Source organism: Ornithinibacillus scapharcae TW25 (genome assembly GCF_000190475.1).
Lineage (GTDB): Bacteria > Bacillota > Bacilli > Bacillales > Amphibacillaceae > Ornithinibacillus > Ornithinibacillus scapharcae.
Genome location: NZ_AEWH01000042.1, coordinates 92179 through 116235, shown reverse-complemented (window position 1 = coordinate 116235; position 24057 = coordinate 92179). Strand labels below are relative to the sequence as shown.

General features: G+C 38.2%; 25 protein-coding genes and 1 pseudogene. 12 read left to right on the top strand and 14 right to left on the bottom strand.

Features of this window, described 5'->3' with window-relative positions; genetic code table 11:
- Window positions 1-52: 52 nt before the first annotated feature.
- The 7 genes and pseudogenes from G5W_RS0110965 to G5W_RS0110935 form a co-directional block, all read right to left on the bottom strand.
- On the bottom strand, window positions 53-907 hold the full coding sequence (locus tag G5W_RS0110965) for a MurR/RpiR family transcriptional regulator (RefSeq protein ID WP_010096650.1): 855 nt from the start codon (window positions 905-907) through the stop codon (window positions 53-55).
- Window positions 904-1806 carry an ROK family protein gene (locus tag G5W_RS0110960; RefSeq protein WP_010096648.1) on the bottom strand — a complete coding sequence of 301 codons (903 nt, stop codon included), beginning with the start codon at window positions 1804-1806 and terminating at the stop codon, window positions 904-906. Before G5W_RS0110960 ends, G5W_RS0110965 begins: the two co-directional genes overlap by 4 nt.
- A gap of 65 nt (window positions 1807-1871) precedes the next feature.
- Window positions 1872-2560, bottom strand: a pseudogene (locus tag G5W_RS22180) (N-acetylmannosamine-6-phosphate 2-epimerase).
- A gap of 23 nt (window positions 2561-2583) precedes the next feature.
- Window positions 2584-3426 carry a carbohydrate ABC transporter permease gene (locus G5W_RS0110950; RefSeq protein ID WP_010096647.1) on the bottom strand — a complete coding sequence of 281 codons (843 nt, stop codon included), beginning with the start codon at window positions 3424-3426 and terminating at the stop codon, window positions 2584-2586.
- Between the two features lie 267 nt (window positions 3427-3693).
- Window positions 3694-4323 (bottom strand): carbohydrate ABC transporter permease, encoded by a 630-nt coding sequence (locus tag G5W_RS22175; protein WP_237706215.1) that lies wholly within the window; start codon window positions 4321-4323, stop codon window positions 3694-3696.
- Window positions 4324-4413: 90 nt separating this feature from the next.
- Window positions 4414-5796 (bottom strand): ABC transporter substrate-binding protein, encoded by a 1383-nt coding sequence (locus G5W_RS0110940; protein ID WP_010096645.1) that lies wholly within the window; start codon window positions 5794-5796, stop codon window positions 4414-4416.
- Window positions 5797-5928: 132 nt separating this feature from the next.
- Complete coding sequence (locus tag G5W_RS0110935) at window positions 5929-6831, bottom strand: dihydrodipicolinate synthase family protein (RefSeq protein WP_010096643.1); 903 nt, start codon at window positions 6829-6831, stop codon at window positions 5929-5931.
- Window positions 6832-7071: 240 nt separating this feature from the next.
- Between G5W_RS0110935 and G5W_RS0110930 the strand changes: the two genes are divergently transcribed.
- The 8 genes from G5W_RS0110930 to G5W_RS0110895 all read left to right on the top strand — a co-directional run bounded on the left by G5W_RS0110930 (window position 7072) and on the right by G5W_RS0110895 (window position 15401).
- Window positions 7072-7404, top strand: a complete 333-nt coding sequence (locus G5W_RS0110930; protein ID WP_010096641.1) for a zinc ribbon domain-containing protein YjdM — start codon at window positions 7072-7074, stop codon at window positions 7402-7404.
- Between the two features lie 210 nt (window positions 7405-7614).
- Window positions 7615-8358, top strand: coding sequence for a DUF4230 domain-containing protein (locus G5W_RS0110925; RefSeq protein WP_010096639.1), 744 nt, complete (start codon window positions 7615-7617; stop codon window positions 8356-8358).
- A 511-nt stretch (window positions 8359-8869) separates the two neighbouring features.
- Complete coding sequence (locus G5W_RS0110920; RefSeq protein WP_010096637.1) at window positions 8870-10375, top strand: malate:quinone oxidoreductase; 1506 nt, start codon at window positions 8870-8872, stop codon at window positions 10373-10375.
- 148 nt (window positions 10376-10523) lie between these two features.
- Window positions 10524-11540, top strand: coding sequence for a DUF1646 family protein (locus G5W_RS0110915; protein WP_010096635.1), 1017 nt, complete (start codon window positions 10524-10526; stop codon window positions 11538-11540).
- A 577-nt stretch (window positions 11541-12117) separates the two neighbouring features.
- Window positions 12118-12864 (top strand): collagenase, encoded by a 747-nt coding sequence (locus tag G5W_RS0110910; protein WP_010096633.1) that lies wholly within the window; start codon window positions 12118-12120, stop codon window positions 12862-12864.
- 140 nt (window positions 12865-13004) lie between these two features.
- On the top strand, window positions 13005-13733 hold the full coding sequence (locus G5W_RS0110905) for a MerR family transcriptional regulator (RefSeq protein ID WP_010096631.1): 729 nt from the start codon (window positions 13005-13007) through the stop codon (window positions 13731-13733).
- Between the two features lies 1 nt (window position 13734).
- Window positions 13735-14670, top strand: a complete 936-nt coding sequence (locus G5W_RS0110900) for an ABC transporter ATP-binding protein (protein ID WP_010096629.1) — start codon at window positions 13735-13737, stop codon at window positions 14668-14670.
- Window positions 14667-15401, top strand: a complete 735-nt coding sequence (locus G5W_RS0110895) for an ABC transporter permease (RefSeq protein ID WP_010096627.1) — start codon at window positions 14667-14669, stop codon at window positions 15399-15401. The genes G5W_RS0110900 and G5W_RS0110895 overlap by 4 nt, the downstream gene beginning before the upstream one ends.
- Before the next feature lie 155 nt (window positions 15402-15556).
- On the opposite strand, the gene G5W_RS0110890 is transcribed toward G5W_RS0110895, so the two are convergent.
- From G5W_RS0110890 to G5W_RS0110860, 7 genes are all read right to left on the bottom strand, one after another.
- The gene (locus G5W_RS0110890; protein WP_010096626.1) at window positions 15557-16060 is read right to left on the bottom strand and encodes a universal stress protein; all 504 of its coding nucleotides are present in this window, start codon (window positions 16058-16060) and stop codon (window positions 15557-15559) included.
- Between the two features lie 115 nt (window positions 16061-16175).
- The gene (locus G5W_RS0110885; RefSeq protein ID WP_010096625.1) at window positions 16176-16883 is read right to left on the bottom strand and encodes a class I SAM-dependent methyltransferase; all 708 of its coding nucleotides are present in this window, start codon (window positions 16881-16883) and stop codon (window positions 16176-16178) included.
- Between the two features lie 63 nt (window positions 16884-16946).
- A complete protein-coding gene (gene nadE / locus G5W_RS0110880; RefSeq protein ID WP_010096624.1) occupies window positions 16947-17771 on the bottom strand; it encodes an ammonia-dependent NAD(+) synthetase in 825 nt (274 codons plus the stop codon).
- Window positions 17772-17782: 11 nt separating this feature from the next.
- The gene (nadD, locus tag G5W_RS0110875; RefSeq protein WP_010096623.1) at window positions 17783-18466 is read right to left on the bottom strand and encodes a nicotinate (nicotinamide) nucleotide adenylyltransferase; all 684 of its coding nucleotides are present in this window, start codon (window positions 18464-18466) and stop codon (window positions 17783-17785) included.
- Entirely contained in the window at window positions 18467-19921 is a 1455-nt protein-coding gene (locus tag G5W_RS0110870) for a nicotinate phosphoribosyltransferase (protein WP_010096622.1), read from the bottom strand.
- Between the two features lie 55 nt (window positions 19922-19976).
- Window positions 19977-20531 (bottom strand): cysteine hydrolase family protein, encoded by a 555-nt coding sequence (locus G5W_RS0110865; RefSeq protein ID WP_010096620.1) that lies wholly within the window; start codon window positions 20529-20531, stop codon window positions 19977-19979.
- A gap of 97 nt (window positions 20532-20628) precedes the next feature.
- A complete protein-coding gene (locus G5W_RS0110860) occupies window positions 20629-21435 on the bottom strand; it encodes an NUDIX domain-containing protein (RefSeq protein WP_010096618.1) in 807 nt (268 codons plus the stop codon).
- A 220-nt stretch (window positions 21436-21655) separates the two neighbouring features.
- Between G5W_RS0110860 and G5W_RS0110855 the strand changes: the two genes are divergently transcribed.
- The 4 genes from G5W_RS0110855 to G5W_RS0110840 all read left to right on the top strand — a co-directional run bounded on the left by G5W_RS0110855 (window position 21656) and on the right by G5W_RS0110840 (window position 24010).
- Window positions 21656-21877 carry a DUF2829 domain-containing protein gene (locus G5W_RS0110855; RefSeq protein ID WP_010096617.1) on the top strand — a complete coding sequence of 74 codons (222 nt, stop codon included), beginning with the start codon at window positions 21656-21658 and terminating at the stop codon, window positions 21875-21877.
- 1 nt (window position 21878) lies between these two features.
- A complete protein-coding gene (locus tag G5W_RS0110850) occupies window positions 21879-22634 on the top strand; it encodes a 3-oxoacyl-ACP reductase (RefSeq protein WP_029191093.1) in 756 nt (251 codons plus the stop codon).
- Window positions 22635-22752: 118 nt separating this feature from the next.
- Complete coding sequence (locus G5W_RS0110845; protein ID WP_010096615.1) at window positions 22753-23262, top strand: QueT transporter family protein; 510 nt, start codon at window positions 22753-22755, stop codon at window positions 23260-23262.
- Between the two features lie 172 nt (window positions 23263-23434).
- Window positions 23435-24010: a uracil-DNA glycosylase gene (locus tag G5W_RS0110840; protein ID WP_033445655.1), complete on the top strand. Its 576-nt coding sequence runs from the start codon at window positions 23435-23437 to the stop codon at window positions 24008-24010.
- Window positions 24011-24057 lie beyond the last annotated feature (47 nt).

The following is a 24057-nucleotide window of genomic DNA, read 5'->3' as shown; positions in this document are numbered from 1 at the left end:
TAACTAATAAAATAAATAAGTACTACTACTTTTTTTTATATGATAATTCAACTTAAAGCATCTTCTCTATAACTGACTTTGCGGTAATCTCTTTATTACGGATAGATTCTTCATTAGTTCGTTTAAAGTACTCGGCATATAGAACGTCTAGCAAATATAACTGTGAAATCTTTGCCGTAATACTTCCTCCTTGAAGCGGTCCTTCATTAGCTCCACAAAGTAACGTGATATCCGAATAGGTCGTGAGTGGTGATTTTGCAAATCGAGTGATGGAAATAACCTTTACTCCACGTTCCTGAAGAATTTTTGCAACCTCAATCATATCCTTCGTTGAACCAGAATAGGAGATGAGTACAGCAACATCTTGATCTGACATTAGTGCCGCAGACATAATCTGCAGGTGCGTATCAATCGAGCACTCTGTTTTATTCGTAATACGCATAAACTTATTTTTAGCTTCCATTGCCGTCATCAATGAGGCGCCAACACCAAAGAAGTGAATTCGATTTGCTTCAATCATCAAGTCAATCGCTTTTGAAATATCTTCTATGTTAATCAGGCTATGTGTTTGCGTTAATGCATTAATTGTAGCGGATAAGACTTTTGATGAAAGCTCAGGGATGGTATCTTGCATCGTGATTTCATCCGATAGCTGTGGTGTCTCATCTTCGAGTGTTGTACTATGCGCTAATGCGATTTTAAATTCCTGATATCCTTTTAGCTGAAGGGATTTGCAAAAACGGAAAATGCTCGATTCTCCCACGTCACAAGCATCAGCTAAGTCAGTGATGGACATATAAACGATTTCCTTTGTATTAGCGAGGATATAGTCCGCTACTTTTTTCTCTGTATTCGTAAATGATTGATATCTTGAATTTATTAGTGCGAATATATCGAGTTTTGTCATAGAAAACTCCTTCCTATATTCTTTTGCGTATGTAAGGATATTGCTCCAAGTACACCCGCTTTATTACCAAGTCCAGCTTTTATTATAGCGATATTTGAGAAGCTTTCCATAATATTATCTTTCACCCGATTAGCAAGCATTGTTACGAGGTCATCCTGTTCCATCACACCCCCACCAAGAATGATTGCCTCTGGATTAAAGGTATGAACTAAAGAAGTAAGCCCTAGAGCAACTTCTTCTATCCAATTATGGACAACTAATTGAAGTGATTCATTCCCCTTGTGGTAAAGGTGGAAAATAGCTCTTCCATCTAATAAATCTGGATAAACCTTACGTGCCTCTTGCACTAAAGCTGTTGTTGAACCATACATTTCATAGCAACCCTGTAAACCACAATTACAACGTTTGCCTCGAGGGTGTGTCATGATATGGCCGAATTCTGCAGCAGATCCGTTAGCTCCCCGATATAAGTCGGAATTCATGACAATGGCACCACCTATTCCAGTACCATAGGTTACACAAATAAAATGATGGAAATTTCTACCATTACCGAAAAAATTCTCACCAAGAGCGGCTGCATTCACATCGTTTTCTATCCTTACAGGTAGGTTAAAATGGTTTTCAATTATGGATTTTACTTGCATCCCCGTGTAGTTCGGAATATTTTCATTCGCGTAGCGGATGGAACCTTCCTGTATATTCACTTGACCTGCAGTACTAATACCGATGGCTTCAAAACCACTATAGTCTTCGATGATGGAAATAACCTTATGAATGAGGTGTGGCCCACCTTTTTTCGCTTCGGAATCGTACTCTTGAAACGTTTCGATATTACCGAATTCGTCTGCGATACATAGTTTAATAGATGTCCCACCAATGTCTACACCAAGTATTTTCATCAATATGCCTTCCTTTAGATAGAAGACTTGATACCTAGTAACCTACCCAAGTCTTCTATTATTTCTTATTTTATAGCTTGAATAAATCTACGAGTTATATTCATTGGTCTAGTGATGGCTGTTCCGACAACGGCAGCATATACACCAATATCAAAGGTTTTTTTCAATTGCTCTGGTGTCCAAATGCCGCCTTCTGCAATAATAGGGACCCCGATGTCATGTACGAGTTTTTCAATAAAGTCAAAGTTTGGTATGCTTTGGTTTTTGTTTCCTCGGTATATCCACATAAAGTAGTTCCAATACAATCAAAACCTAATTGGTAAGCTACTCTAGCATCCTCGAAATTGGAGCAATCTGCCATAAACAATTGATTCGGAAATCTTTCGCGAATTAGTGGAAAGACATCTCGGATCTTCTTCCCATCTGGTCTAACCCGATTAGTTGCATCCATAGCGATAATATCGACACCCTCATGGTAGAGCATTTCCACCTCATGTATAGTTGGTGTTATGAAAACATCCGAATTTTCATAGACCTTTTTAATAATACCGATGATTGGTAAATCGACTTCTTTCTTTATTTCAATAATATCTTCTACACTATTGGAACGAATTCCTTTCGCTCCGCCTAGTTTAGCTGCTCTTGCCATTCTTCCCATAATAAAGGAACTGTGTAAAGGCTCCTCTGGTAAGGCTTGGCAAGAGACGATTAGCTGGCCTTTGATAGATTCTAGTATCTCCTTGTTTGTTTTCATAGCACGCATCTCCGTAAATTAGATTATCCTTTATCTGCCCCGATAATGATTCCGCGTGTAAAGTAACGCTGGAAGAAAATAAAGATGACTAGCATTGGAATTGCCGCAACCGTCGCCCCTGCCATTTTATATGCAAAGTTCGGGTTTAAATCTTGCATTAATGTCGCAACACCAACCATTAATGTCTTGGAATCTTCTGTTTGACCAATGACTAATTGCCATAAGTAGTCATTCCAAATCTCCACAAAATTTAGAATAAACAATGCGCCAATCCCTGGCTTCACGATAGGCAACATGATTTTGAAAAATGTTCTTAGTTCGCCTGCACCATCGATTCTGGCTGATTCTCGTAATGAGTCTGGAATATTGTCAAAAAATCCTTTTAATAGAAATACTCCAAATGCTGTTGCAACGTTTGGCCAAATCATTCCATGAATGGAGTTAACCATTCCTAAATCCTGTACAACTCGAAATAAAGGGACAATCATGACTTCTTTTGGAACCATTAAACTGGATATGAAGATAATAAAAATGATATTTTTCCCTTTGAACTGTAGCTTGGAAAACCCATAAGCAGCAAGCGAACTAACCATAATTAATACAACGGTTGTAGTAAAAGCAACAGTGAAGCTATTCATTGCCCACTTTAACGCGGGTTGGTTATTAAATACGTCGATATAGTTCTGGATGTGAAAAGTTTCCGGGAACCAATCTGGAGGCATCTTCACAACAGAGGCACTCGTTTTAAAAGAACTTGTTATCAACCAATATAAAGGGAATACACTTAATACAGCGAAAAGGATGACCAATATGTTTGCAAACAAATCATATTTTTCTAGTTTTCGTTTGTTTTTTCGTTTCAGCATGGTTTCTTCACCCCTATCGTTTCGTTAACATTGCTCGGATTTGAGGGAATGACAGAATCAGTGCAATAGAGAACATGATAACGCCTACCGCAGAAGCAATGCCCAATTGGTTGTATTTAAATGCATTATTGTATAAGAAGTACATTAACGTTGTGGACGCATTATTAGGCCCACCGCCTGTAAGTAATTGTATTACAACAAATATCTTAAGTACGGCAATAATATTCATCACAATAATATAAATGGTTGTCGGTTTAACAAGTGGAATTAATATTTTAAGATAATAGTTCGTCTACTAGCGCCATCGATCTCGGCAGCTTCGAATACATCCTTGGGTATACCGATCATCGAGGCAATATATAAAATGATTGCCTGCCCCACATTTGTAGCGAATGTAACAAAAATAACTACCGGGAGTACGAGTGTTTTATCCCCTAGGAAGTTAACGACTGGCATCTCAAGCTCTCTTGCAACAAACGGAATTAATCCGTTTGATGGATTTAGTAAGAAACTCCAAATCATACTCATGACAACCATCGAAACCATAACGGGAATGTAATAGCTTCCTCTAATGACAGAAACATATTTCGCATTTTTATCAAAGATTGCTGAAGATACAAATAATGCAAAAACCACCGTCAACGCTACTATACAGATAACAAAGATGACCGTATTTAAGGTTGCCTTTAAGAATACTGGATCCGATAAAAGAGCTTTATAGTTTGCTAGCCCTACAAATTCCTCACTTGTATACGTAATTTTAAAAAGGCTTAAACGAATACCTTCATAAATAGGGAAAACTAAAAATAGAAAAAAGAAAAACATCTGTGGTGTAATAAATAGATAACCAGTTAGATTTCTTTTTAACGAATGTTTATTGAGTTTCATAAGCAACATGTACCTTTCTCGTAGAGACTTATGATAGGGGAGAGGAGGAGGTCTATCAAGTAGACCATCCTCCACCTAATCAAATTTAATCGAAGCTAGTTATTGATAAATTACCGAATCTGCTTTCGCCTTTTCGATTACATCATTTCCTTTTTCTTGATAGCTCTTTACTGCTTCTTCTGGTGTTTTTTCACCTGTAAATACTGCTTGAAGTTCTGGATATAGCACTTGTCTTAACTCGTTATAGCCTGGAACATTGCCTGTGAAGCTAAACATGTATGGTGCATTGGCTTCATATGCTGCAAAAAGTGGTTTCTCATCTTTAAATTCTTCTACAACGGACTTTCTGACTGGTACACCATTTTTAGATGACTTAACAAGTTCTGGGTCTGTTGAGAAGAACTTAACGAAGTCTTTTGCTACTTCCATTCTCGTTTCATCACCGGTATTAAAGACTGCTGCACCAGTTACATAAGTGAATGATAGTGGATCACCACTTACAGATGGGATATTCGCAAGTCTTGCGTCAAATTTTTCAATGTTTCCACTTTCCATATCAGCTAAAATATTGTTGTATAGCACAGAGTTCGTGAAGCTCACACCAAGCTGTTTGTTTTGGAACATGGCATTAACGTCATTAGAAGAAACAGACTCAGCACCAGGATTAGCGTACCCATTGTCATAGACCTCTTTTAACCAAGCTATAGCTTTTGAGCCGTTCTCATCATCTAAAACAATATTGCCATTGTCATCGAAGAATTGATTTCCAAACATTCTTAAGTATGCTAGATTCCAAGTGTCTCCTTGATTGTTTAGTGCGAATAATCCCATTGGATATGCGTTTGTATATTTGTCAGCAGGAATGTTTTCTTTTAATCCAGCAAGGATAGTTTCTAATTCATCTAGTGTCCAAGTTTTAATTTCATCTTCGTTTCCTACGAATTCATCTAAACCAGCGTCTTTAAACATATCAGCGTTATACACTAATGTCCCTGGCATATGGGAGAATGGGTAGAAATAAATATCGTCACCAAAAGTTACCGTATCCCAGTAGCTTTGCTCTATATCGCTTTTTGCTTCGTCATCAACGATGTCGTTTAGTGGAACTAGTGCGCCTCGATGTGCATAGTCTCCCATTGCGAATACGCTTTCAAAAAAGATGTCTGGAGGTGTACCACCATTTAGATTAACGTTTAACATCTCATCCCTTTGATCCCCTGCAATTACTTCCACATTAATTTTTACATCGTGTTTATCATATTGTTTTGCGAATTCCTCGGCTGCATGCTTGAAGAAGCTATCGTAATCAGCGCCTTCTTCATCCGCATCTAAAATACCCTTCCATTGAGGTGTTAGCCATAATGACAATTCAACAGTATCTCCACTATTAGAGCTTGCTTTTTCATCTTTATCGCCGCAGGCAGCTAGAATAGAGATAATGAGTATAAAATTAAGTAATGTAAAAAAAGACTTTTTTAACATAATAAAACCTCCTAGTTTAATAAGATTTTTTAATGTTATTAGCATGTTGTATTAAGCTATTGCTTTTCTAAAGTGTTTATTGATTATCTACTCGTAGATAATCACCCCCTACTCATCGGTAGTTCTTGTAATCTAGCTATGAGCTAAAATGGTTTGGTCTATCAATTTTTTTATTTCTGCTATAGTTGAGATTTCATTGTCTGATATATCTTGAAGTGGAGCCCTAACGCCCCCAACTTCAACACCATTCATTTTCAAAATCTCTTTGATAACTGCATACATGTTTGCCTTCTGTGAAGTAAGAGCGATAATAATGTTATTTATATCACGTTGGATAGATCTTGCTTGCTTGAAGTTACCAGTGAAAATGTATTCATCTGCCTTTAAGTAAAGCTCGGGCATTGCTGCATAAGTTCCACCGATCCCACTATCTGCACCAATTAATCTTCCAGAAACATATTGCTCGTCTGGGCCGTTGAATACGATAAAGTCATCACCACCAGTGGTTTTAAAACGTTCTATATCTAAAGTAGGCATGGATGAGTTTTTGACCCCGATGACCTTCTTGTTATCTAGTAATCGGTTAAAAAGATTTAATGAAAGGTTATAACCGGTTGTCTGTGGGATGTTATAAATGATAAAAGGTAAATCTGTACTATCCATTATATCTGTCCAATAATGGTAGATTGCATCTTCGGGAAGTCTAAAGTAAATAGGGGGGATGGCGGATAATGCATCATAACCCAATTCAGATGCATATTTTGCTAGTTCTATACTATCCCTTGTTGAAGGTGCTCCTACATGTGCGATTAATGTAAGTTTTCCTTTTACTTCCTCGGCAACATAACGTAATGTATCCTTTCGTTCTTCTACATTTTGATAGATACATTCTCCGGAACTACCACCAACATAAAGTCCATGAACACCCTTTAGGTAAAGATAATTAGCTAATTGCTTCGTTCTGTCTTCCGATACATTTCCCTTATTATCGTAACAAGCATAAAAAGCTGGAATGACCTTTGAATTTGTGATCAATCATTTCGTATTCCTCCTGAGTATATTGTTACCGCTTTCAGTAAAGAGCCTATCATATTGTTTGTTAATTGTAAATAATTTTCACCATAATTATTATTTTTGAAAAAAATATCCATTATATGTGTCGGTTTGATGAAGTGCTCGAATAGTTCCTGATTATGGGGATAATGGTAAGAGTTGCAACAAATCCCGAAAAGGGTAGTATAGAGGTATACACCAACGTAAACAGGAGGAAGAGTTGTGAGTAACTTACCAAATTGCCCGAAGTGTAATTCGGAATATACATATGAAGATGGGGTATTATTCATTTGTCCAGAGTGTGGACATGAATGGACAACAGAACAAGAAAATGAAGAACAAACAGTCATCAAAGATTCCAATGGAAATGTATTACAGGATGGAGATACCGTTACCGTCATCAAGGACTTAAAGGTCAAAGGGAGTTCCACTGTCATTAAGCAAGGAACAAAGGTGAAAAATATCCGTTTAATTGACGGGGATCATGATATTGATTGTAAGATTGATGGGTTCGGTGCAATGCAATTGAAGTCGGAGTTTGTGAAGAAAATATAGCGGTGGAGAATAACGGGAGTGTAGTGATATATGCGACACTCTCGTTATTTAATTTGCTTCAAATTTCGACGATTTTCGAGACAGGCAATACATCCTATAGTAAAATAGAGACATAAGTTAAAGCGAAATCTAGTTATAAAATAGAGGCGATATATACGATGACTACGCAGATGTAGTCATTTTTATTTCTTGAATGCTAGGGGGAAAACAATGAATAAACAAGACAATCAAAAGCAACTAGATTATATAATACAGGAATTAACAAAAGGACAAGAGGAAAGTGCTGCTACTGCAACGATGAATGCAAAAACTAGTAAACGTAATCTATCAGGTGCAGTATTTAAAATCTTCTTCCGGTTTTGGGGTGTTAAGTTAATTGCTGCTCTTTTGGTGATAGTACTCCTCGTTTCAGGTGGTATTTGGTATTTGACCTCTGGAAGTACGTTAAAGAAAGAGTCGACAACCTTTGTGGAACAGGTTCAAGAATTAGCAACGCTTGCTACTGCAGAGGCACATCTAAAAGTCGTTATGGAACAATCAGATAATAAAATATTTGGGAATGATATTTCTATTAATATACCAGGTACGAAGCGGGAGATTGTATTAATAGTTCCGGCTAAGGTTATTGCTGGGGTAAACCTCAAGGAAATAACGCAGGAGGATATAAAGGTCGATGAGAAGAATAAACGAATTGACCTGACCTTGCCACATGCAACATTAATACAAGAGCCATCCATTCAAATGGATGCAGTTCGTACATTCTCGGATGAAGGCCTTTTCCGTGGTGATGTAGAATGGGTGGAAGGATTTGATCTAGCAGCAGAGGCACAGAAAATGGCCCAAGAAGAGGCAATTGAGGTCGGATTGTTCGAATCTGCTGAACAAAATGCAGATAAAGTGATGAATGAATTTTTTAGTAATCTTGGATATACAGTGAATGTGACATTTAAATAGGATTTTTAAAGGAGGGAGGGATTTTATTCCCTTCTTTTTTAAAAGGTAAGAAAATATAAACAAAGATGCCTAGCTTCGGTCACCAGCGTCTAGCGAGACTTTCCTTCACCTCCGCACAATAACGATTCAGGTGGTAGCCTGAATTTCCTAATTCTACGGCCGCCGTGCGCTTCTTTTCTTATAAAAAATTACATTTTTAGAAACTAGTAGAAGTGAAATCCACATAAAGTGTATGGGGACAAGGTCGAATAATGCTTTTGATATACCTAAAAGATGCATGGTTTACATATAATTAATTTAACTACCTAAGTATGCTTAACAAGGGAAAAAGAAAATAAATATTTCAGTCTATCAGGATAATCTGATAAACTATAAATAAGTTATAATAGATTTAACAATATTTTTACTTTTTTCGATTCAATTGGAGAACTCTCCGTTGAATGAAGTACCAATTTTATTTCTCGGCTCTAATGAGAGCGATAACATTTTTTTGTAAATATAGGGGATAAGGATGGGTATTATGAGCAACTTACAGAACAAAACAGATGTCATCTTAATAGGTGCTGGCATTATGAGTGCTACCCTTGGGGCACTTCTGAAAGAATTAGTTCCAGAATGGAATATAACTGTATTTGAGCAACTGGATAAGCCAGGGGAAGAAAGTTCTAATGAATGGAATAATGCAGGAACGGGGCATGCTGCATTATGTGAATTAAACTATACTCCAGAAAAACCAGACGGTTCGGTGGATATTAAGAAAGCAATTGCTATAAACGAGCAGTTCCACGTTTCGAGACAGTTCTGGTCTTACTTAGTTCATAACAAATTAATCCAGAATCCACAGGACTTTATTATGCCATTACCACATATGAGTTTAGTGCATGGTGAAGAGAACGTTTCTTTTTTAAAGAAAAGATTTGAAGCGCTATCAAACAGTCCGCTATTCCAAGGTATGGAGTTTTCTGACGACCCAGAAAAGCTGAAAGAATGGATTCCATTAGTCATGCAAGAACGCAAAGATAAGGAGCCGATTGCTGCAACGAAGATTGATTCTGGTACAGATGTAAACTTTGGGGAATTAACACGTATCTTATTCAAACATTTAGAAAGTAAAAATGTGAACATTCATTATAAACATAGTGTGAAAAACATGAAACGGACAAGTGACGGATCATGGGAAGTGAAAGTGAAAAATGAAAGCGGAACCGTAGAGCGACATACAGCGAAGTTTGTCTTTTTGGGTGCAGGAGGTGGAAGTCTCCACCTACTGCAAAAGACTGGTATCCCAGAAGGAAAAGGAATTGGTGGATTTCCTGTAAGTGGATTATTTATGGTTTGTAAGAACCCTGATATAATCGCACAACACGAAGCAAAAGTATACGGAAAGGCAAAGGTGGGTGCTCCGCCAATGTCTGTTCCGCATTTGGATACACGATATATTGATAATCAAAAGACATTACTATTTGGTCCTTTCGCAGGATTCTCACCAAAGTTTCTAAAAACAGGATCTATGCTAGATTTGTTTACTTCCATTAAGCCACATAACATTGTGAATATGGTAGGTGCAGGTTTGAAGAACTTCGGTTTAACAAAGTATTTAATACAACAAGTGTTATTATCCAAAGAAAAGCGTATGGAAGAGCTTCGTGAATTTATCCCGAATGCAAAATCAGAAGACTGGGAAATCGTAGTTGCTGGTCAACGTGTTCAGGTAATCAAGGAGACCGAAGCTGATGGTAAAGGAACGCTTCAATTTGGTACAGAAGTAGTGAATGCTGCTGATGGTTCAGTAGCTGCATTGTTAGGTGCTTCCCCAGGTGCTTCAACAGCTGTTCATGTCATGCTAGAAGTATTAAATAGATGCTTCCCTGAACGCATGGATGAATGGGAGCCTAAGATTAAGGAAATGATTCCTGCATATGGTGTTTCCTTAACAGAGAATCCAGAGCTTGCTCGAAAAATTCACAATGCAACAGCTGAAACTCTTGGATTAACCGATATGCTACAAAAAGCTTAATAGCTAATTTGATTTAAAACCACACATATTGGGATGTGTGGTTTTTTGACGTTTGCTTCAGAGATTCAAGGTGATATTTTAAGGCATGTCCGAATAGGGTAATAGAGGTTACTTACTTTTTTAACATATTGTATTGGAGGAATTTCACATGATATATGGCCTCGTTATCATTCTATTACTAGTATTAATAATGCCTTTCTTTTCCAAGGTAGTAGAACAAAATCTAGAGGCTTTTTTATTTTTTATGGGGTTGTTGTCTGCAGTAGTAAGCGGAGTTTTGGGGCCAAGCCTTATTAACCAGGCATGGAGAGAGCCGGTATTTATTACGTTTGCGGTATTAACCGCAGGGTTATTATTTAAATGGTTAAAGAGTCCAATAGAATACCAAATCCTACAGATAAGTAAGAGGATGAACCAACACGTATTTCTAGCAATTGTTATTATTATATTGGGGCTATTATCGAGCATCATCACAGCTATAATTGCTGCAATTGTGCTAGTTTCTATTATTAGTGTACTAAACTTAGATAGACAATCAGAAATTCGAGCAGTCATTCTTGCTTGTTTCTCAATCGGTTTAGGAGCCGTACTAACACCAATCGGTGAGCCATTATCAACTATCACGACTAGTAAGCTTAATCAAAGTTTCTCTTATCTTTTTAACCTAATGGGGATGGAAATAATGATTACGCTTCTAGTGATTGGGGTTATAGCTTTTCTAACAATAAAACCGAAAAAGCGTACACATGGATTGAGTGGGAGTAATGAGGCAGAGAGCTATGCAGAGATTTTTGTTCGATCTCTAAAAATATACTTATTCGTTATGGGTCTAACATTGCTGGGAGCAGGTTTTGAACCATTTGTAAACATGTTTTTACTAGATTTACAGCCTGGGGTATTATATTGGATTAACATGATTTCTGCTGTACTAGATAATGCGACATTGGCGGCAGCAGAAATCAGTCCGTCTATGAATTCAGAAACGATTCGCTTCTTGTTATTTGGCTTAATCATTAGTGGGGGTATGTTAATCCCAGGGAATATTCCGAATATCATCTCTGCCAATAAGTTAGGAATCACGAGTAAAGAATGGGCGAGATTCGGAGCTCCTTTTGGGTTAATGCTGATGTTTGTATTGTTTATTTTCTTGATAATGGTAGGTTAGGGGTAGGCAGAATCCAGATTGTCAAGGAGAGTCGCGCGAGGTTTTGGAATTCTCACTGGGGCTTAAGGAAAAACTCGAGTGGTGATTGAAGAAATATCCGCGTCGCCGAGAGAAACTGACGCGCCAACCGTTCAAACTAACGCGACTCAGTTTTATTCTCGCTCGAGCCCCCGCCCGTGGCGCAAGAACAATCACTGGCCGCGCGACTTATTCACCTCCCAGCGCGAGTCGGGTCCTCTCTCGTGACTATTTCTCCCACCGGCGCGACCTAAAACAACTCGCGCGACGATTGGGAAAATTTCCGCGTCGCCGAGAGAAACTGACGCGCCAACCGTTCAAACTAACGCGACTCAGTTTTATTCTCACTCGAGCCCCCGCCCGTGGTGCAAGAACAATCACTGGCCTCGCGACTTATTCACCCCCCAGCGCGAGTCGAGCTCTCTCTCGTGACTTATCCAACCCCCGGCGCGAGTCCGAGACAGCCTCCCGCATCGATTAACCCTGGAGTACAATTTCCATACCCTCCCGACTGGTAATACGTGGTAAAATAAACCTAGAAAGATGGGGTGGGGAAAAAATGAAGCAAATTTTTGCTTTTGAGCAAATTGAAGACTATGCGAAGTATCAAGAGAGAATAAAGAGATTTACTGAAAAACTAGTTGAATATCAAAATATACTACAAAAAGATTATGAATTAAGAGAGTTACCAAGGGGAATTGTTTGGACGACTTCGGAGTTAGCAACAACGACATTTTCATCTATACCAATCCCGGCATATACAAATAAAGATTTAATATATTTTACCCCTGATTTAGTAGCTTGGAGACAGCTGTTCATCCAGCAATTAGAAGGGCGAGATTATCCTGAGATTAAGGCATTTTATGAAAACCTACCAGAAATTCACATTTTTACAATCTTAGGGCACGAGTTAACACATCATTTAGATTTATTTCCGGACGAGTTTGATGAAGAACGTACAGACAGTATTTGGTTTGAAGAAGGTATGTGTCAGTACTTACCGAGAAAATATATTCTAAGTGATGAGCAATTTGCTGAGTTTACGCATATAGAGACGGAATTAGTACACCATTTTAAAGATAAGTATGGGAATCACACACTCGACCAATTTGGACAAGGCAGTTATGCCGGTAGTTTGACTAGTATTATGTATGATTATTGGCGTAGCTTTCTTGCTGTTAAATATTTAGTGGAGGTGCAATTTAATGATGATGTATACCAAGTTTTTAAGGAATATCATAGGTGGATTGAATTTAAAGAGGAAAAATCACTTATGGAGCATTTTGGGATAACAAGTATCATTTAATAAAAGAGCCAAGCGAAAGAGTAACACATTGAATTTTTCATTGTTGTTACTCTTTTTATTTAAAAATTTTTTCATTTTCCTATTGAATCACACGTAACGTGTTGTTTTATACTGAAGAAAATAAAGAAGAGGTGAGATAAATGTATACGATAGGGCAGCTTTCCAAAAATACAGGTGTAACGGTAAGGACGTTAGACTACTACGATGAAATTGGTTTAATCAAACCTTCCTCAAGAACAAGTGGTGGGCACCGCTTATATAATGATGAGGATGTAATGCGGCTAGAACGAGTGTTAGCCCTGAAATACATGGGGTTTACATTAGAGAGGATAAAGGATATTTTAAAGGATTCAGCTGTGAGTTGGCAACAATCTATTCAGGAACAACTTGAGATGGTGAAGAAGGAAAAAGAAAGATTAAAGATATTAGAACAAGCACTTCTAGGGGTATCGTACTCCATTGAGTTTGAGGGAGACGTTAATTGGCCAATTATATTTAGCGTAATCCAAATGTTCCAGCAAGACCCAGAGGATGCACTAAAACACTATCATGACTATTTAGATAAAGAAGAGATGAAAAAGATCATTGAAATAAGCGCAGAAATGAATGAGGAAGATATAAAAGAGTGGCTCAAAATAATTAGTGATATTAAGAAATACCACGATATTGATCCTAACTCGGAGTTAGCTTTTGATTTAGCTCAGCGATGGTTAAACCAAGCGACAAAGATGTTCGGTAATGATGAAGATTTATTAAGTGATATGTGGGAGTCCCTCAAGAATTTAAAGGATGGGATAGCTTTTTACCCGATGGATAAACATGTTATAGGCTTTTTAGAACGCGTAAATATGGCGAGGGGGGATCAATAACATGGTTTTGGAGGTAAGGAATGTTACGAAGATTTTTCAACGCAAAGGTAAGAACAAAATTATTGCTAATGATAATATTTCGCTCGAACTCAAAGAAGGTGAAATACTCGGGTTACTTGGACAGAATGGTGCAGGAAAAACGACTTTGGTGAACCAAATATTAGGGCTAGTAACTCCTGATTCCGGTGAAATTACATTGCTAGGAGAATCGGTATACCAATCACCAATACGTACCAGGTCATTGTGTTCTATACAACCACAATCTCAAGTTCCACTGGGATTCTTATCTCCTAAGCAAGCTGTTAGTTTGATGGGGAAAGTGAGAGGAGGTAAAAAATATAATCCTAAGCGTTTAGATATGCTATTTGATGCATTGGATATGGGGAAGTGGGCTAATAAGGAGGGGCAAAGTCTCTCGGGTGGTGCTAGAAGATTGACCGCGTTCTGTATGGCTGTAATTGTTCCGGGCAAGTTGGTCATCCTTGATGAGCCAACTAATGATGTTGATCCGGTAAGGAGGCGTTATCTATGGAATGTCATCCGTGATTTAACAAAGGAAGGTACCTCGGTCATTTTAGTTACACATAATGTGCTGGAGGCTGAGAAGGCAGTTGATCAGGTCGCCATCATACATGATGGAAGAATTATAACTCAGGGCGCTCCAACTGAGGTAAAAGGATCCGTCAGTAACCATATGCGAATGGAGCTAAGTTTAGCTGATGATAGATCCGAATTAGATTGTCCAGGTTGGGCAAATTCCTTCCATAGTAATGGAACTAGGATAATTTACTCGATGGATGCTTCAAATGTATCGCAATCAATCGATTGGGTAAAAAATTTAGTGGATAAAGGGATTGTTAATGACTATTCATTGTCCCCCACAACTATTGAGGATGCCTATATTGAACTAACCTCTAATAAGGTGGTGAGCTCATGATGAGTTTATGGAGCCATTATAAATATGTTTTTCAGCTGCAATTCCTTAGAAACGCAGGATTTTTAATTTTTATGGCTTTAATACAAATACTAATTTCTGTAGGGATCGTGATTGGGTTTACGTATTTAATTCCTGCTCCGGATACTAAAACTATTCTGTTTCTAGCGACAGGTGCTCCTACAATAATCTTAATTATTACTGGATTAGTAATCCTGCCCCAACAAGTGGGTACTGCTAAATCAGATGGCTATATGGAATTTATGCGTACATGGCCAGTTAAACGTTCTGTAATTTTAGGTGCGGAGACTTTTATGTGGATCATCATAACAGTTCCAGGAATTGTTGTAGCTTCTCTTGTTGCACATTTCATGTTTAGCCCAGGATATGATATCTCCTGGACGGTAGTTCCAGCATTACTCATGATTGCCTTAACGTCAATTGGTGTTGGGTATGGCTTTTCTTATTTGTTATCACCAACAGCATCATTAGGTATATCGCAAGTAATAATTTTCGGTGCCCTAATGTTTTCTCCGGTAAACTTCCCAATGGATCGTCTCCCTGAGTGGTTACAAACACTTCATGAAATACTTCCAATATATTCAATGGCAGAGGTTATGCGCGCTTCATTAGCAACTACTACCTTTGATGCAACTTTAGGGAATTATATTAATTTGTTAATTTGGTGTGTGATAGGTTATGGTGGGGCTATCATTATTTTGAATAGAAAATAATAAATATGTAATCCCAGAGCACTGAAAGTTAGCGATCTGGGATTACGTATATATTATCCTTGGCTGACTTCATGGGAAGCAGGGAATACTGGGGTTTCTATCGTTCTATTGTAAAGCACTATAATTTGGTATGATGGACTACCCGGTTGCTCCAATCATTTTATAACCAATACCGGACATTCCGCTTCATCCATTACCTTTCTACTCACACTGCCCATCACGAATTTCTTAAACCCACTAATACCTCGGTTACCCATAATGATTAAGTCCATATCTTCTTCTTTTGCAAGCTTTGCTATTTCCTCGGAAGGCTTTCCAGCTAAAACCTCGTATATTACTTCATCCAAATTAGATAGCCGAAGTTTAGCATCTGATAGGATATGATCTGGTGTATTGTCCTCATAATGCGTCTGTTCCAAATCGTTTCTTGCAGGTTCGGTCGATGGGACTGGAATGGTTCCGATTTCCGTATGCATAACACCCTGGTCTTGTACTCGTGTTAATGCAGGTCTGAAGCTAGTGTCTAAGTTTGGTTCGTGAACATAAGCCACGGTTAACTTTGCCTTGCTTAGTTTGGCTATATGCTCAGCCGTTTGTAAGGCACGTACACTATACTCTGACCCATCAAATGCTAATAGAATATGTTTAAATCCAATCACGTTATCACTCCTTTTTGAGCCGTGTATTTAGGATTACACTATTCTATTCACAGTATTTCTCCCTTTTAAACCTAGATCGTCATTAAAAAAGGATGACAAAGAGGTTACAAAAAAGTCATTTCTGGCGAGCTTTAATGATTAAGAAAGCTGGATTGTTTAACAGATGATTATACTTATGTAAGGATTGCTCTTTGAATTTCTCAGTTGGCGAGGGTTCAATCATTCTTTCTATAGCAAAGTATTGCAATGTCGTATTGATAATAGACTGAAGTGATCGCCTGTAAAATGGTACCTCATATACCTTTCCTTCTTTATTCCACTGATCCACAATTAATTCTGTCTGAAAATAATTATAATCTGGAAGCAGCCGAATATCGGTGAAAGGATGATGGACGGAAAATAACAGCGTGCCATTAGGCTTTAAAATACGCTTGAATTCCTGAAATGTATGGTTCCAATCTCGTATATAGTGAAGTGTTAAGGAGCTAATAATGTAATCGAAGGTTTGGTCTTGGAGTGGAAATTTGATTTCTATGTCATGTTGTAGGACGTGAGCTCTGTCTCCTATTCTTCTCTTCGTAGCGGAAACCATTTCTGCACTAATATCTGTTGCAATCACATTGGCTCTTCGGTTTAGTAATTGTTCGGAGTACCATCCTGCTGCACAGCCTGCGTCGAGGATAAGCTGGCCTGTAAGGTCTTCTGGTAATTCACTTAACATAGCGGGTCTTTCGTATTCACTATTATAAAGACTCTTCGTATCGACGGAGTGTGCATAAACAGTAGCGAGTTTATTAAATGTATCCATCACTTTCTCTTTCACAACATCACCTCTTAAAATATGATAAGCAACTGAACCAAAATTGTGGCCCAGTCGCTTTGTCAGTTATTTCCACCAATCATCAAAAACAGAAACAGCTTCATGTCGTTTATGACGTGACTTAAGATATAATTCTTCAATCCTTGCATTATCGTTATCGGATACTTGTTTTCCTTCTAGATAATCATCAATTGCTTCATACGTGACACCTAAAGCTTCTTCGTCAGGTAAAGCTGGTTTATTATCCTCTAAATCTGCAGTAGGCTTTTTGTTATAAAGATGCTCTGGACAGCCGAGTTCTTTTAATAATTGCTTTCCTTGACGTTTGTTAAGTCCATAAAGTGGGATTAAATCACATGCCCCATCACCATGCTTCGTAAAGAAACCTGTTACGGCCTCACTAGCATGATCTGTTCCGATCACGAAGCAGTTTTCAGTACCACCAATACTATATTGGACTTTCATTCTTTCCCTAGCCTTTTCATTCCCTTTAAGGAAGTCGCTAATAGTAATTCCTGCATCTGATAAGGATTGTACACTAGCATCCACAGCTTTTTTGATGTTCACTGTAATGACTTTACTTGGTTTAACAAAATCAATTGCGTCTTGGCAATCCTCTTCGTCGAACTGCTCACCGTATGGAAGTCTTACACCGATGAACTGATATTTTTTGTCAGACGTTTCATTTAATTCATTAATTGCTAATTGTGCCAGTTTAGATGCTAGGGTAGAGTCTTGACCACCTGAAATCCCAAGAACATATCCTGTAGCAAAACTGTTTTTTAGTAGATACTCTTTTAGAAAATTAATTCGCTTCCTTATTTCTTCTTTCGGATCAATTGCCGGTTGTACTTTTAGCTCTGCAATAACAGTACTCTGTAAACTACTCATATTCGTATCCCTCACTTGTATAGGTTATTATTTTTAATGTAGTGATAACAGCTCGTTGGTAATAAATACCTTGGTTCTCCGCCACGAGAAAACTCTTCGCGAATATAGGTTGAACTAATCTCCATCGCTAGTCCTTTGTCTAATAGGTGGAATCTGCCATCATCATAGTTGCGTAATAAAGGTGATTTTGCGATAGTTCCGAGCATATCAATATTATCCCTAGCCATTATAATGAATTGATTGGAGCGGATGAGCTCTTCATCTTTGACCCATTTCCCATCAGCAATGTCAACTAACAAGTCTGCTCCCATGATAAAGAAGAATTCGGCGTTTGGAAGTAGGTCCTTGAAATGCTCCATGGTGTAGTATGTGTAACCTTTACCTGCCGGAGCGGAAAACTCATACGTATCTAGTAGGAACTTTGGATTGTCTTCTATGGCTAATTGTACCATTGTCGCCCTATGAGTTTCATCTGTTTTCAAGCTCTTATCCCTACGTTTACCTGATGATGGGAGGAAGATGATATAATCTAACTTCTTCCGATGTGCCACCGTTGAGGCTGTCCAAAGATGTACATTTGTAATAGGGTCAAATGAAGAGCCATAAATACCGATTTTGACCCCTTCTTTTAGTAAATGAGTGATTTCTTTTTGTGGATTTAATGCTCTAAAATACTCCTTTACATCCGCTGCCACTTAGGTCCACTCCTTAATTTTCTGTCGGACACTCTCAATCTTTTTCATTTTGTTATCCCATGTTTTCGTGCTTAAGTCAACTGGATACTCTTCTGGGTTAATAGAACGTTTATATTCATCCCATAGAAGTTCAAGCTGTTGTTTGGAATAATCCTGCAACTCCTGAAGGTTAGGTGAATGATAGACTAATTTGCCATCCTGGAAGATATCATGATGCAAATTAACTGCCTTAAAATCGGTTACGAATTTACTAATATAGGTGTGGACTGGATGAAACATTTTTAGTCTTTCTTCTTGGTTTGGGTCTTCATCCTCTAAGGTAATGTAATCACCTTCAGAGCGGTTATTCGTATTGTTGATAATCCGATATACCTTTTTCATTCCAGGTGTTGTTACTTTTTCAGGATTACCGGATATCTTAATGGTATCTTCTAATTCACCATGCTCATTTTCAATGGCTACAAGCTTATATACTGCTCCTAATGCCGGTTGATCATATGCGGTAATTAATTTCGTTCCAACCCCATAGACATCGATTTTCGCATCTTGTGCGTGAAGGCTTTGGATAGTGGATTCATCTAAATCATTAGAAGCGTAAATTTCCGCATTAGGAAATCCAGCTTTGTCTAACATTTTTCTAGCTTCCTTTGACAAGTAAGCCAAATCACCACTGTCTAAACGAATTCCTAAGAAATTGATCTTGTCACCTAACTCTTTAGCAACCCGGATAGCGTTTGGGACACCAGACTTTAATGTGTCATACGTATCCACTAGGAAAACACAATCCCGATGGCGTTCTGCATATTTGTGAAAAGCAACATATTCATCTTGATAAGCTTGCACCATTGCGTGGGCATGGGTGCCTTTCACAGGGATTCCAAATAATTTACCTGCGCGAACATTACTTGTTGCATCAAAACCACCGATAATAGCGGCACGGGTTCCCCAAAGTGCGGCGTCCATTTCTTGGGCTCTTCTCGTACCAAATTCCATCAGTGTTTGCGTCTTGGCAATTTGTCTAATTCGAGACGCTTTCGTTGCGATTAATGTTTGGTAGTTCACAATGTTTAGTAAAGCTGTTTCAATGAGTTGAGCTTCAGCAAGATTTGCCTCTACTCGTATAAGTGGCTCATTACAAAAGACAATTTCACCTTCCTGCATGGCTTTGATAGAGCCTGTAAAGGTAACCGTTTTTAGATATTCTAAGAAGTCTTCTTTATAGCCTATTTCTTTTAAATATTCAAGGTCAGTTTCCGAAAACTTGAAGTTGCTTAGATATTCGATTACCTTTTCTAAACCAGCAAAAACTGCATAGCCATTCCCAAAGGGGAGTTTGCGAAAATAGAGATCAAACACCGCGCGACGCTCATGAATGTCGTCTGCCCAATACGTCTCAGCCATATTGACTTGATATAAATCGGTATGAAGGACTAAACTGTCATCGTTATATCCCATGGATAAAACCTCCTAGTAGTGGTTCTATTATTCTTCCTAATCCCTGTTTCCCCATTCATTTCACGATTTTGGCGTTAAGGCAATTAGCAAAATGCTCAAGTGCCCATTCATGGCCGATTTGGTTAAAACTAGCCACACCTTTTTCGTGAATGACAATATCATAACCTTTTCCGTAAGCATCAACTGCCGTGTGGAGTACACAAATGTCCGTACAACACCCAACAATGTGTACTTCTTTAATGTTACGCTCACGTAAGATCACATCTAAATTAGTCCCCACAAATGCTGAGTATCTCGTCTTATCCATCCAGTGGACATTTGGTTTATCTTGATGCACTTCCCAAACATTATTTAATTCCCCGTATAGTTCTCTTCCTTTTGTTCCCTTAATATTGTGAGGTGGATAAAGCTTTGTTTCGGGATGGTAGGGGTCATTTTCAACATGCATATCAATGGCAAAGATAACCTCATCATTGTTTTCGATAAATTGTTTCGTTACGTTTACGATGTATTTTTCTATATCTTGGCCAGGTTTTCCACAAGTTAACGCGCCATTCTCTGCAATAAAATCATTCGTATAATCCACATTTAATAAAACTCTCTTAGTCATTTCAAACACCTCTCCATACATTTTTCATGATAAAGTGAATCCAAGAATCATCTCCAGTATACTGGTTGTGGAAAATCACAAATTACTAAGCAATCATTTATTCATAAATCGATTTAATTACTTCTACATCATTGAAGCGGTAAAGCTGTGATGGACGGTAAGAATTGCGTTCGGTCTTTTTAGGGTTTCCATCCTCGTCATATACTTTTTCAATAAAGGCTAACTTAGGGACTTTTGCAAAGAATACCGATTTTGTAGTAATTCTCGGGTTGTTGGATACAGTCAATAAAACGCTTTGAAGTTCAGATAAGGTAAATTCTTCTGGAAGAAAGTTTTTAGCAACCTTCGTTTCAATTAGATCTCTCTCAATAAAGGATATAGCATCCTTAATGATTTTTCTGTGATCAAAGGCGAGATTTAGTGAAAATACTTCATCAATGGAAAATAACTGAACCTCAACTGCGTCATCAGCTGCTTTCCGTTTGCTTAATGCTTGCTCTGGAACTATTGCATAATGTGCATTCGCAATAATCCAGCCCCTTTTGTCCCTGCCAAATTCATCATAAACACCAAAGTGCTTAAGAAAAATTCCACTAATTCCTGTTTCTTCCTCTAATTCACGTGCTGCAGCCTCCAGTGCGGTTTCTTTCGTTCTGCCATCAATAAATCCGCCGGGTAATGCCCATTTTCCACCTTCTATATTTGGTCTTCCTGCTGCATCCACCGCTGCTCGTTTTATGAGCATAATTTTTAATTCTTTACTAGTGGAGACTTTTGGGTTCTTAATGTATTCTTCTGCTGTGATGGTGAATACTGCGATATCACTTGTGTAACCATCAGGTGTAATGTATTGACTTGAGTCATAGTTGTTCACTGCTTCTTGTTCGCTTGGATAATCTGCCATCATTTCACCTCTTAAAACGTTAATTAGTAATTTGTAATTTGTTAATTACTAATTATTATAACGTATACTTTAGAATAATCAATGGGCTACACTGTTTTTTTGAAAAAATAGTTCATCTTTCTTATGCTCTATAAGCTAATCAAGATTAACTTTGCGAATCCACCCTTACTAATATATTATCTCTGTATAAATACTATTTAATCGAGAGGAGTTTCAAAGAATGACATTTGAAGCGATTTTACCGCAATTGAAAGCAGGAAAAAAGATCATCCGCAAAGGTTGGGGTGGTGCAGAATTATATGTGAAGATGGTTGGTGAAGGGATAATGGATGGAGAAACATTAAACCCTTATTTTCTCATTAATGTTGAAGGAGAAGGCTATACGATGTTTACACCAACAGTATGCGATATATTAGCAAAGGATTGGGAAATAGTTGAGTAAGATACTTTTCAAGGAATATAAAGGGAAAACAGTCTTTATTACAGGTGCAGCATCGGGAATAGGGAAAGCTCAAGCTACCGCCTTTTTAGAGAATGGGTCATTTGTTTTTGGGTTTGATATAAATGAGCACGGACTTTCGGAGCTGGTAGAACGATTTCCCCAAACGTTTCAATTTGCTGTTGGAAGTGTTGCAGATAAAGTTGCAGTAGAACATGCTGTTGCAGCTGCTATCGCAGAATTCGATATGGTGGATATATTACTGAATACAGCGGGTGTTTTGGATGATTATGCAAAGACATTAGATACGAGCGAGGCATTATGGGATAGGATAATGAATACCAATGTGAAGGGTACCTATTTCGTAACCAATACTATTTTGCCTCACATGCTTCAGAGAAGTTCTGGTGTGATTATCAACATGGCATCAATCGCTGGACTTGTTGCAGGTGGTGGAGGTGCAGCTTATACGGCATCCAAACATGCTATCATCGGGTACACAAAACAACTAGATTATGATTATTGCCGTCAAGGAATCCGAGCGAATGCTATTGCACCAGGTGCAATCCATACTCCGATGAATCAAGCTGATTTTGAAGGAGATGGGAAGATGGCAAAATGGGTGGCAGAAGAGACACCTGCTGGAAGATGGGCTCAGCCTGATGAAGTTGCTAACCTTAGCCTTTATCTAGCGAGTGAAGCTGCTAGCTATATTCATGGAGCTGCTATTCCGATTGATGGTGGTTGGACTATGAAGTAATCAAATAATATGGTATATTTACCTAGCAGGTTCAGGCCTGCACTACGGCACTTGGTCATCCTTTGGCCGTAGTTATTACTAAAATAGCTCATGGCTATTTTATAAAGGAGACGTACATATGAATAAATCAATGGCAAAAGAACTACCTAGGAAGTCTACTGTAGAAATAGCTAAGGTTTCGATTGTAGCTGCATTATATGTGGTTGTAACCGTGGTGTTAGCTGTGATTAGCTTTGGAGCAATCCAACTGAGATTATCGGAGATGTTTAACTATTTAGCTCTCTATCACAAACGGTATGTACTTGCAGTTACACTAGGAGTTGTTTTTGCTAACTTCCTGTCACCAACATGGTTCTTGGATGTGCCGATTGGTGGAATTGCAACATTTTTGGTATTAATCCTCTGCCGCGCTGTAACTAGGAAGATAGAAAACGAGATTCTTAGATTGGTATTTACCGCGGTTATTTTTGCATTATCGATGTTCACAGTAGCAGGCCAACTGGCCATTCTACTTGATTTTCCATTTTTTTATACATGGCTAACGGTTGGTATTGGTGAATTGTTGTCCATGACTATAGGTGGGATCGTCATCTATTTTGTTAGTAAAAAAATAGATTTAACAAAATAAACGGTTGGGAAAAGTCACAGGGATGTGGCTTTTTTATTTGATGAAACTCAATATTGGAAAACGAACAATCCAGTATTAAAGATGAGTAATTGCATCATCTTTCTAATGGACAACATTAAGAAAACACTTGCTTGATTTTCACTAAATTGGACACTCTATATGAAGGAGTGTGATGACTGTGAGAGAATTTTGTCCGGAATTATGGCCAGAGCTACCAACTCCAAACCAATATTTAAATTGTAAAGAATGCGGATTGTATGAACAAGGGACGCGTATGGTTTGGGGAGAGGGGACTTCCAATGCACCTATTATGGTAGTGCTTGATAATCCAGGTGGACGGGAGGATAAAGAAGGAAATCCGATAGTCTGTGGGACTAGACAGGCGCTACAAAGGGCAGCGTTTGAAGCCGGCATAAAAAAAGAACAACTACTAGTTACTTATATATTAAAACGACGTCCAGTTCGAAAATATGAAAAAGAGAAAACTCGAAGAATATGTATCCAACATCTATTCGAACAGCTAAAAGATCAGAAACCCGAATATATTATTTGTTTAGGTAATGTAGCCGTTCAATCATTTTTTGGAAATGAAAGTCTAGATGTAAAGCATCTTCGGGGTGATTGGTATCAAGTAAATGGGTTTTCCGTTACTTGTAGCTATCATCCACTTGCTACGAGAAGGCGCCCCAATCTCTATCCCTTACTATTAGATGACTTTAAGTTGGTCGCTCAACAGTTAAATAGCTAGATGTTGAAAAGGTTAAAAGAAATCCGTTGATTTGTTATAGAATAAGT